We start from the raw sequence: 10525 nt of genomic DNA, 5'->3' as shown, positions 1-10525 counted from the left end.
GGTTCGAAACGCCTTTGACTCTGTCTTTGAATTTGACTTTGATCCCCATGGGCCGCCCCCTGACCAGGACCCTCGCACATCAACCCACCCCGAATGCTTACCCCACCGCCCCGGTCTGCTAACATACCCCGCTTGTCCGGCAGCGCCCGGCGGTAGAGTGCGCACCGGTTCATATGGCATTGAAACGTCAAGGATTTCCCAGACCCATGCAATCCGGCTTTTCCGATTCCCTGAGCGCGGCGGAGTGGCGCGCTTCCGGCGCGCTGGCCGGCGTGTATGGGGTGCGCATGCTGGGGCTGTTCATGATCCTGCCGGTGTTCGCCCTCTACGCCGAGGATCTGGCCCATGTCACGCCCTTCCTCGTCGGCCTGGCCATCGGCATCTACGGGCTCACTCAGGCGCTGCTGCAGATTCCCCTGGGGATGATTTCGGACCGGGTGGGGCGCAAGCCGGTGATGGTGGCGGGGCTGCTGGTGTTTGCGCTGGGGAGCGTGGTGGCGGCCCTCTCGGAATCCATCTACGGGGTCATCGCCGGCCGTGCGTTGCAGGGGGCGGGCGCCATTGCCGCGGTGGTGCTGGCCCTGGCTGCGGACCTGACCCGCGAGGAACACCGTACCAAGGTGATGGCCATCATCGGACTGACCATCGGGCTGTCCTTCTCCGTGGCCCTGGTGGCGGGCCCGGTGCTGGATCGCTGGGTGGGCGTGTCGGGCATCTTCTGGCTCACGGCGTTGCTGGCGGTGCTGGCCATCGGGATCACCCTGCTGCTGGTGCCGACGCCGGTGTCAACACGGGTATACCGGGATACCGAGGCAGTGCCGGGAACCTTCGGAGCCGTGCTCCGGGATCCGCAGTTGCTTCGCCTGGACGCGGGCATCTTCCTGCTGCACATGATCCTGACAGCCAATTTCGTGGTGCTGCCCCTGGTGCTTCGGGACGGGCTGGGCCTGGACGCGGCGCTGCACTGGCGCATCTATCTGCCGGTGCTGCTGCTGGGATTCTTCGCCATGGTGCCGTTCATCATCTACGCGGAGAGGCACCGGCGCATGAAGCCGGTGTTCGTCGGAGCCGTAGCGGTGCTGGGCGTCGCCCAGTTGGGGCTGGCGGCCAACGGGGGCTCGCTGGCCTGGCTCGTGGCGAGCCTGCTGGTCTTTTTCGCGGCCTTCAACCTGCTGGAGGCAAGCCTGCCGTCCCTGATCGCCAAGATGGCCCCGCCGGACCGCAAGGGCACGGCCATGGGGGTCTATTCAAGTACCCAGTTCCTCGGCATCTTCACCGGCGGGGCGCTGGGGGGCGCCCTGTACGGCCAGGTGGGTATCCCGGGCGTTTTCCTGCTGGGAGCGCTGGGGGCGCTGATCTGGCTCGGGCTGGCCGCCAGCATGCGCCGGCCCCGGTATCTGTCCAGTTATGTCCTCAATGTCGGCCCCAAGGGGCGGGAAGAGGCCGAGTCGCTGGCCATGCAGCTCACGGGCGTGCGCGGGGTGGCGGAGGCCGTGGTGATCGGCGAGGAGGGCATGGCCTATCTCAAGGTGGAGCGCCATGCCCTGGACGAGGCGGCGCTGAAGCGCTTCTCCGTGGCCTGAGCTGAACCGGTCCTGATACAATTCCCCTTTGGTTTTCCGACGCCGGCACGGAGGCCGGCACCACAAGCACAGGAGCGAAGCGCATGGCACGAGGCGTCAACAAGGTCATTCTGGTGGGCAACCTGGGCAACGACCCCGAGGTCAAGTACATGCCTAGCGGCAATGCCGTGGCCAATGTCAGCCTTGCCACCACGGACAGCTGGAAGGACAAGGGCACCGGCGAGCGCCAGGAGAAAACCGAGTGGCATCGGGTGGTGTTCTTCGGCCGGCTCGCGGAGATCGCCGGCGAGTACCTGAAGAAGGGCTCCCAGATCTACGTGGAGGGGCGCCTGCAGACGCGCAAGTGGCAGGGTCAGGACGGCCAGGACCGCTACACCACCGAGATCGTCGCCAACGACATGCAGATGCTCGGCGGACGTGGCGGCGGCACCGGCAGCTACGACGACGCCCCCGCCCAGTCGCGCCAGGGCGGCAGCCAGGGCGGAGGCAAATCCTCCATGCCCGACGACTTCGACGACGAGATTCCGTTTTAGGGGTCCCCGCGGGAGACGCAGGACATGAAGAATGGACAGGATTAACAGGATGATTACGGATTAANNTTAATCCGTAATCATCCTGTCCATCCTGTCCTGGTTCTGATTTTGCTCTGCCGTAGGCTTCTTCTCCGACAGGTGACCATGAGCGGCAAGGTTTATATCCAGACCCACGGGTGCCAGATGAACGAGTACGATTCCGGCAAGATGCTGGACGTGCTGCGTGCGGCCGAGGGCATGGAGCTGACCGACGACCCGGAACAGGCCGACGTCCTGCTGCTCAACACCTGCTCCATCCGCGAGAAGGCTCAGGAGAAGGTGTTTTCCCTGCTGGGACGCTGGCGCGTGCTCAAGGCCGCCCGGCCGGGCGTGGTGATCGGCGTGGGCGGCTGCGTGGCCAGCCAGGAAGGGGAGGCCCTGCGGGCGCGGGCGCCCTTCGTGGATGTGGTCTTCGGGCCCCAGACGCTGCACCGGTTGCCGGAGATGGTCCGCTCGGCACGCCTGAAGGGCCTGCCGGTGGTGGACATCTCGTTTCCCGAGATCGAAAAGTTCGATCGCCTGCCCGAGCCCCGGGCCGAGGGGCCCACGGCCTTCGTCTCGGTCATGGAGGGCTGTTCGAAGTACTGCACCTTCTGCGTGGTGCCCTACACGCGCGGAGAGGAGATCAGCCGGCCTTTCGACGATGTGCTCGCCGAGGTCGCGCAACTGGCGGCCCAGGGCGTGCGCGAGGTGACCCTGCTGGGGCAGAACGTGAACGCCTACCGGGGCGCCATGCATGATGGCGAAACCGCCGACCTGGCCCTGCTGATCCACTACGTGGCGGCGGTGGACGGCATCGAGCGCATCCGCTTCACCACGTCCCACCCGGTGGAGTTCTCCGACAGCCTGATCCGCGCCTTCGCGGAGGTTCCGGAACTGGTGAGCCATGTGCACCTGCCGGTGCAGAGCGGCTCGGACCGTATCCTTGCGGCCATGAAGCGGGGCCACACGGCGCTGGAGTACCGGTCGAAGATCCGCCGCCTGCGCGAGGCGCGGCCCGATATCTCGCTGTCCTCGGATTTCATCGTGGGCTTCCCCGGCGAAACGGATGCCGATTTCGAGGCCACCATGGACCTGATCGAGCAGATCGGCTTCGACCAGTCCTTCAGTTTCATATACAGCCGTCGCCCCGGCACCCCTGCGTCATCCCTGCCGGACGATGTGCCCCTAGAGGTGAAAAAGGCCCGCCTGGCCCGCCTGCAGGCCCGTATCAACGCCATGGCCCAAGCCATCAGCCGGGGCATGGTGGGCACGGTACAGCGCATTCTGGTGGAGGGCCCCTCGAAGAAGGACCCGGCCCGAATGGCCGGACGCACCGCCAACAACCGCGTGGTGAATTTCCAGGGGGCCCCGGACCTGGCCGGACAATTCGTGGATGCGCGCATCACGGAGGCGCTGGCCAATTCCCTGAGGGGACGGCTGGAAGCCGAATTCAAGATTCAAGGTTCAATATTCAAAGTGGGTTGAAGGGGTAGATTTCCCCTTTGAATCTTGAATGTTGAATCCTGAATCGCCTTGCGTTCTATAATCCTTCCATAGCCCTCAATCCGCGGTAATCCTGGCCTCTTGAATTCCTCCCCCGACCCTGCCGATCTGCCTGTCACCCTGGAAGTCGTCCTGGATCCGGCGGACAATCTGCGGCTTGCCAATCTGTGCGGTCAGTTTGATGAGCACCTGCGCCTCCTGGAGCAGCGCCTGGGCGTGGAGATCAACAGCCGCGGCAATCATTTCAACGTGATTGGCGATGCCCGTCCCGCGCAGGCGGCGGTGGAACTGATCAAGGACCTCTATCGCGTCACCGCCAGTGAGGCGCTGACTCCCCAGCGTGTCCATCTGCACCTGCAGGAATCGGGGGTGGACCGCCTGTTGGAACGGGCCGAGGACGAGGCCCCGGAAGAGGCGGCCTTGAAGCTGCGCCGCGGCCTCATCCGGGGGCGGGGCGTGAACCAGATGCGCTACCTGCGCCATATCCGCACCCACGATCTCAACTTCGGTATCGGCCCGGCGGGTACGGGCAAGACCTATCTGGCCGTGGCTGCCGCCTGCGAGGCCCTGGAGACGGACCGGGTGAGGCGCCTGGTGCTGGTGCGCCCCGCCGTGGAGGCCGGCGAGCGGCTGGGTTTCCTGCCGGGGGATCTGGCCCAGAAGATCGACCCCTACCTGCGGCCCATGTACGACGCCCTGTACGAGATGCTGGGTTTCGACACGGTGGCCAAGCTCATGGAGCGCAACGTCATCGAGGTGGCGCCGCTTGCCTACATGCGCGGGCGCACGCTCAATGACGCCTTCGTGATCCTGGACGAGGCGCAGAACACCACCACCGACCAGATGAAGATGTTTCTCACGCGCATCGGTTTCGGTTCAACCGCCGTGGTCAACGGCGACGTGACGCAGACGGACCTGCCCCATCATCGTCAGTCCGGCCTGCGCCATGTCATCGAGGTGCTCAAGGATGTCAACGGCGTGAGCTTCACCTTCTTCACGGCAAGGGACGTGGTGCGCCACCCGCTGGTGCAGCGCATCATCGAGGCCTACGAGGCGGATGAGAACAAACCGACGGGCTAGCCCGACGCTGCGGACGGAAGTCCAACTGGCCACGTCCGCAGATGGTGTGCCGGATCGCTCACGATTGAAGGCATGGGCGGCGGCGGCATGGCCCTCGGAAGAATCGGCCACGGTGGTGATCCGCGTGGTGGACGAGGCGGAGGGTGCCGAACTGAACGCAACCTTTCGTCACAAGAAGGGTGCCACGAACGTCCTGTCGTTTCCGTTCGAGGCCCCGCCGGGTCTGGACGAGGGGCATCTGGGAGACCTCGTGATCTGCGCCCCCGTGGTGGCCCGGGAGGCCGTCGAGCAGGGCAAGCGCCCCGAGGCCCACTGGGCGCACATGGTGGTCCACGGCCTCTTGCATTTGCAGGGTTTCGACCATATTGAGGAAGCCGATGCACGGCGCATGGAAGCACGCGAAAAGGAAATACTAAAAGGGCTGGGCTACAACGATCCGTATGAATAAGAATCAGGTGCAAGGTACAAGATACAAGGTACAAGGTACACGGGGAGCGCAAGGGGCTGATCGTTCGGGATGCGTAAGCCCGACTGGCCGTTTGCCGTATCCCGCATCATGCATCCTGTCTCCATGGCTTCCATGAACCGCTCACGCAACGAACCTCCCCCTAGAAGCTGGCTTGAACGGCTGAGCCTGGCGTTTGGCGGGGAACCCCGGGACCGGGCGCAGCTGGTGGACCTGCTGCGCAGCGCGCAGCAGCGCGAGATCCTGGATCCCGATTCCCTGGGCATGCTGGAAGGCGTGTTGCAGGTCTCCGAGATGCAGGTGCGCGACATCATGGTGCCGCGCCCGCAGATGGACGTGGTGCAAGGCGACGCCGCGCTCAAGGATATCCTCCCGCTCATTACCGAGTCGGCTCATTCCCGCTTCCCCGTGGTGGGCGAGAGCCGCGACGAGGTGATCGGCATCCTGCTGGCCAAGGACCTGCTGCGCTATTTCGTGGAGGGCGCCGAGGTCGACTTCGAGATGCGCGACGTGCTGCGACCCGCCGTGTTCGTGCCGGAGAGCAAGCGCCTCAACGTGCTGCTCAAGGAGTTTCGCAACAGCCGTAATCACATGGCCATCGTGGTCGACGAATACGGCGGCGTGGCGGGGCTCGTGACCATCGAGGACGTGCTGGAGCAGATCGTCGGCGAGATCGACGACGAGCACGACATCGAGGACTATCTCACCCACATCATGCGCCATCCCAGCGGCCGCTACACGGTCAAGGCGCTCACGCCCATCGACGAGTTCAACCAGTACTTCGGCACCGAGTACAGCGAGGACGAGTTCGACACCATCGGCGGCCTGGTGGTCAACCGTTTCGGACACGTCCCCAAGCGTGGCGACGAACTCGACTTCGACACCTTCCACGTGCGCGTCCTGCGCGCGGACAACCGCCGTGTGCATCTGCTTGAGATGCGCCTGCGTGATCCTGCCGAGATGCCTCCGGTTGCCTGATTGTGCTCACCATGAGATGCGCGAAGGATTGAAAGGCATTTCTCTCGCAAAGACGCGAAGCCCGCCAAGAAGATCGATCATATAGGGCGCCCCGTGGGCACCGCCCGTCTTCAACGGGGCCGACACGGCGGGCATGGCCCACCCTATCCAAGTCGAGGATCCTGTAGGTTGGGGTGAGCGCAGCGAACCCCAACAACCGTGGCACGATCAGTTATCGATGTTGGGGTTCGCTGCGCTCACCCCAACCTACCGTTCTACCGTTTTCGCCTCAATACGATTTTCTTGGCGGGCTTCGCGTCTTTGCGAGAGTAACGATCTTTCATCACTTCGTAGTTAAAGCGAAATCAAGCCCGATTCCGGTACACTACCCCGCGAATCCGAAACCGGCACCGAGTGCATGAATCCGGTCATTGGCTTTCTTGATGAACGCCCGCGTCTCGGCCACCTGCTGGCCCTGGCGTCGGGTGCGCTGCTCACGCTTGCGTTTGCGCCTTACGAGTGGCGCCCGCTGGCCATACTGTCTCCGGCGCTGCTGTTCGTGCTGTGGTGGGGGCAGACGCCGGGGTGGGCGGCGTTGCGGGGTTATCTGTACGGCCTGGGCATGTTCGGTGCCGGGGTGCACTGGATCTACCACAGCCTCTATCTGTTCGGATCCGCCATCGCGCCGCTGGCTGCGCTGATTACCGCGCTGTTTGTGGCCTTTCTGGCGCTGTATCCCGCGCTGCTGGGCTATCTCCTGGCACGCTTTTCACCGCGCACGGCGGGTCTTGCCCTGGTGATCGTTTTTCCCGCGGCGTGGGTGTTGTTCGAGTGGTGGCGCGGCTGGTTCCTGACCGGTTTTCCGTGGTTGTTGTTGGGCACGTCGCAGGTGGATACGGGCCTGGCGGGCTATGTCCCCGTACTGGGTGCCTTCGGGGCCAGCCTGATCGTTGCGCTCATGGCCGGCGTGCTGGCCTGGATGATCGTGCGGGCTTCGCCCCGTGTCGTCGCCGGTGGCCTTGCGGGCCTTGCGCTGGCCTGGGCCGTCGGGCTTGCGCTGACGCGTGTGGAGTGGACCGAGCCGGACGGGGCACCGCTCACCGTGAGCCTGCTGCAGGGTGCGGTGGACCAGCGCGAGAAATGGGGTCCTGAAGCGGTGGATGATGCGCTGACGCTCTACGGCGGACTCACCCGCCAGGCGCTTGGTTCTGACATCGTGCTGTGGCCGGAGACCGCCATTCCCGCGTTCTATCACGAGGTGTATGAACCCCTGCTGGAGCTGGCGCAAGAAGTGGAGGCGGCGGGCGGATCGATGGTGACGGGTATCTTCGTCTACGACTTCGAAAGCCGGAACATGTACAACAGCATCGTGCATGTGAGCGAACAGCCCGCGGCCTACCACAAGCGGCACCTCGTGCCGTTCGGCGAGTACATGCCCCTGCGCGGCCTGCTCAGGTGGCTGGACGCCTACCTGGAGATCCCCATGTCGGATCTGTCATCCGGCAGCGGCCGTCCGCTTCTGGATGTGGGCGGTATAACCATGGGCACGACGGTGTGCTACGAGGATGCCTTCGGCGGGCAGGCCATCGAGGCGTTGCCCGAGGCACAACTGCTCCTCAACGTGAGCAACGATGCCTGGTTCGGCGATTCCATCGCGCCCCACCAGCACATGGAGATCGCCCGTATGCGTTCGCTGGAATCGGGCCGCGACATGCTGCGTGCCACCAACACCGGCGTCTCCGCCGTGATTGGCCATCGCGGCGAACTGATCGCCACCTCGCCGCAGTTCGAGGCGCACGTGCTCACCACGCAGGCCCAACCCAGGGCAGGCGTGACGCCCTTCGCCCGCTGGGGCAACAACGCGGCGATACTGCTCACCCTGATCCTGTTGGCCGGTGGTTGGCTGGCAGGCCGACGCGGGTCTGCGGCGGATTCGAATTAGCATTAACCACGAAGCCTGTCAACTTTTGCGGTCCGGCGGCCCGATCCTGTAATCTCAACAAGTTAACCGTTGGCGAATCCGAGAGAGAAATATGCGACCCGCGCAGTTGCTGCAAGTGCTGGACAGGGAGTTCATGAGTACCGGTGCCGGACACCATACGCCGGTGATGCTCTGGGGCCCGCCGGGGGTGGGCAAGTCCCAGATGATCACCCAGGTGGCGGCGAAGCACGGCGTGCCGCTGATCGATATCCGGCTCTCCCAGATGGAGCCTTCGGACCTGCGCGGTATCCCCTTCAAGCACGGCGATCTGGTGGAGTGGGCCATTCCTGCGATGCTGCCCCATGTTGATCGGCAGGGGCCGGTGGGGATCCTGTTCCTGGACGAGATCACCTCGGCGCCGCCGAGCGTCTCGGCCGCCGCCTACCAGCTGATCCTGGACCGGCGCCTGGGCAACTACCAGGTGCCGCCGGGCTGGGCCATCTTCGCCGCCGGCAATCGCCAGGGGGACCGGGGCGTCACCTACACCATGCCGGCGCCGCTCGCCAACCGCTTTTCCCACTTCGAGGTCGACCTCAACGTGGACGACTGGGCGGCCTGGGCCTACGGGGCGGGCATCGACGACCGCATCATTGCCTTCATCCGCTTTCGACCCGATCTGCTGTTCGACTTCGACCCGGCCCACAACCCGGTGGCCTTCCCATCGCCCCGTTCGTGGGAGTTCGCGCACCGGGCGCTGCAGAAGTTCGACGGTCAGCCTGAGCTGCTCTCCGGGGCGCTGCAGGCCTGCGTGGGGCAGGCGGCGGGTATCGAGTTGTCCGCCTTCCTGGCACATCTGGAGGAACTGCCTGATCTGGATGCCATTGTGGCCGGTCAGACCCTTCCGGCTCCGAAGGAGATCGACCTCCAGTACGCCGTGGCCGCCGCCCTGGTGGGCCGTGCCATCCGTGCGCGGGAAGAGGCGCAGGCGCCGGTGGTCTGGGGCAACATCCTCAACTACGCGGGTGTGTTCCCGCAGCGGGAGATGGGCGTAATGATGATCATGGACATGCACCGGGCGCTGGGCGAGCCGCTGTTCGCGGTGCCGGAGTTCGGTCGCTGGGCCACGGAAGTGGCGGATCTGATGCTCTACGAAAACTGACGGGGTCGGCATCGTGAGCGGTCAGGACGTGGAAACCAAGCTGGGGGCGGCCCGCACCCGCCTGATCCTGGACAAGCCGTTCCTGGGTGCGCTGGTGCTGCGCCTGCCGCTGGAGGCCGCCGGGGACTGGTGCCGGACCACGGCTGTGGACGCGCGCAAGCTCTATTACAACGCCGAATACATCGACAAGCTCAATCTGGCCGAGACCCAGTTCATGCTGGCCCACGAGGCCCTGCATTGCGCACTCGGGCACTTTGCGCGGCGCGGGCACCGGGTCAAGCACCTCTGGGACATTGCCTGCGACTACGCCATCAATCCTATCCTGATCAACGACGGCCTGACGCCGCCACCGGGCATGCTCTACGAGCGCAGCTTCGAGGGCATGTCCGCGGAAGAGATCTATCCCTTCATCCAGGACAACGAGAACGAGTCCACCCTGGATCAGCATGTCTATGATCGTCCGGAGGAACAGAGCCGCGGCAAGGGCAGACAACCGCCGCCGGATTCCGGCGACGGCCGCGGTCGCAACGAGGACGAGCAGCAGGATCCGGGGGAGGGGGGCAATCAGAGTGAACGGCCGGACATGGAAGCGGACGAGCACCAGGGCGGCAGCCAGCCGCCCCCGCCGCTTGGCCATCAGGAGCGCGAGGAACTGGCCGTGCAATGGCGTCAGCGACTGGCGGGCGCCGCTCAGCAGGCCCTGCAGGCCGGAAAGTTGGGCAGCGAGATGGCGCGCCTGGTGGACCACCTGCTGCAGCCCCAGCTCCCCTGGCGCATGCTGCTGGCCCGCTACATGAGCGCCCAGGCACGGGACGACTACAGCTACAGCCGCCCATCGTCCCGGCGCGGCGAACCGGCCATCCTGCCCAGCCTCAGGAGCCACAATCTGGACGTGGTGGTGGCGCTGGATACCAGCGGCTCGGTGTCCGACGCCGAGATGAACGACTTCATCACCGAGGTGGACGCCATCAAGGGCCAGATCCGCGCGCGGGTCACGCTTCACACCTGCGACAGCGAACTCAACCCCGACGGCCCCTGGGTGTTCGAGGCCTGGGAGACGCTGGAGATGCCCGAGTCCTTCAAGGGCGGCGGCGGCACCGACTTCCGCCCGGTATTCGACTGGATCGCCACCCTCGACCGCCAGCCGGACCTGCTGGTGTACTTCACCGACGCCCAGGGCCAGTTCCCGGCCCTGGCGCCCCATTACCCCGTGGTCTGGCTGGTGAAGGGCAAGAGCTCGGTGCCTTGGGGGCAACGCGTTCAGTTAAATTGAAATGAAGGCTCAAGAGACAAGAGGCAAGA

9 protein-coding genes are annotated in these 10525 nt (G+C 65.1%); all 9 read left to right on the top strand.

The window, feature by feature from the left end:
- The first annotated feature begins 206 nt into the window (after positions 1 to 206).
- Positions 207 to 1583: an MFS transporter gene (locus B1C78_RS13385; RefSeq protein ID WP_077279679.1), complete on the top strand. Its 1377-nt coding sequence runs from the start codon at positions 207 to 209 to the stop codon at positions 1581 to 1583.
- An 83-nt stretch (positions 1584 to 1666) separates the two neighbouring features.
- Positions 1667 to 2116: a single-stranded DNA-binding protein gene (ssb, locus tag B1C78_RS13380; protein WP_077279678.1), complete on the top strand. Its 450-nt coding sequence runs from the start codon at positions 1667 to 1669 to the stop codon at positions 2114 to 2116.
- Positions 2117 to 2260: 144 nt separating this feature from the next.
- On the top strand, positions 2261 to 3622 hold the full coding sequence (gene miaB / locus B1C78_RS13375; protein WP_077279677.1) for a tRNA (N6-isopentenyl adenosine(37)-C2)-methylthiotransferase MiaB: 1362 nt from the start codon (positions 2261 to 2263) through the stop codon (positions 3620 to 3622).
- A gap of 99 nt (positions 3623 to 3721) precedes the next feature.
- Positions 3722 to 4720: a PhoH family protein gene (locus B1C78_RS13370; RefSeq protein ID WP_077279676.1), complete on the top strand. Its 999-nt coding sequence runs from the start codon at positions 3722 to 3724 to the stop codon at positions 4718 to 4720.
- The gene (ybeY, locus tag B1C78_RS13365) at positions 4698 to 5168 is read left to right on the top strand and encodes an rRNA maturation RNase YbeY (RefSeq protein WP_077279675.1); all 471 of its coding nucleotides are present in this window, start codon (positions 4698 to 4700) and stop codon (positions 5166 to 5168) included. Before B1C78_RS13370 ends, ybeY begins: the two co-directional genes overlap by 23 nt.
- A 132-nt stretch (positions 5169 to 5300) precedes the next feature.
- Positions 5301 to 6164, top strand: a complete 864-nt coding sequence (locus B1C78_RS13360) for a CorC family transporter (protein WP_077279708.1) — start codon at positions 5301 to 5303, stop codon at positions 6162 to 6164.
- Between the two features lie 397 nt (positions 6165 to 6561).
- A complete protein-coding gene (lnt, locus tag B1C78_RS13355) occupies positions 6562 to 8085 on the top strand; it encodes an apolipoprotein N-acyltransferase (protein ID WP_077279674.1) in 1524 nt (507 codons plus the stop codon).
- A 91-nt stretch (positions 8086 to 8176) separates the two neighbouring features.
- On the top strand, positions 8177 to 9223 hold the full coding sequence (locus B1C78_RS13350) for an AAA family ATPase (protein ID WP_077279673.1): 1047 nt from the start codon (positions 8177 to 8179) through the stop codon (positions 9221 to 9223).
- A 13-nt stretch (positions 9224 to 9236) separates the two neighbouring features.
- Positions 9237 to 10496 (top strand): vWA domain-containing protein, encoded by a 1260-nt coding sequence (locus tag B1C78_RS13345; protein WP_077279672.1) that lies wholly within the window; start codon positions 9237 to 9239, stop codon positions 10494 to 10496.
- Positions 10497 to 10525: the final 29 nt, after the last annotated feature.

This window comes from Thioalkalivibrio denitrificans, assembly GCF_002000365.1.
GTDB classification, from domain to species: Bacteria; Pseudomonadota; Gammaproteobacteria; order Ectothiorhodospirales; family Ectothiorhodospiraceae; genus Thioalkalivibrio_A; species Thioalkalivibrio_A denitrificans.
Note: the sequence above shows the minus strand (reverse complement) of the source record. Positions and strands in the feature narration are given on the sequence as shown.

Coding starts and splice junctions, on each gene's coding strand:
- B1C78_RS13385 (WP_077279679.1), top strand. CDS start 207: ATGCAATCCGGCTTTTCCGATTCCCTGAGCGCGGCGGAGTGGCGCGCT.
- ssb (WP_077279678.1), top strand. CDS start 1,667: ATGGCACGAGGCGTCAACAAGGTCATTCTGGTGGGCAACCTGGGCAAC.
- miaB (WP_077279677.1), top strand. CDS start 2,261: ATGAGCGGCAAGGTTTATATCCAGACCCACGGGTGCCAGATGAACGAG.
- ybeY (WP_077279675.1), top strand. CDS start 4,698: ATGAGAACAAACCGACGGGCTAGCCCGACGCTGCGGACGGAAGTCCAA.
- B1C78_RS13360 (WP_077279708.1), top strand. CDS start 5,301: ATGAACCGCTCACGCAACGAACCTCCCCCTAGAAGCTGGCTTGAACGG.
- lnt (WP_077279674.1), top strand. CDS start 6,562: ATGAATCCGGTCATTGGCTTTCTTGATGAACGCCCGCGTCTCGGCCAC.
- B1C78_RS13350 (WP_077279673.1), top strand. CDS start 8,177: ATGCGACCCGCGCAGTTGCTGCAAGTGCTGGACAGGGAGTTCATGAGT.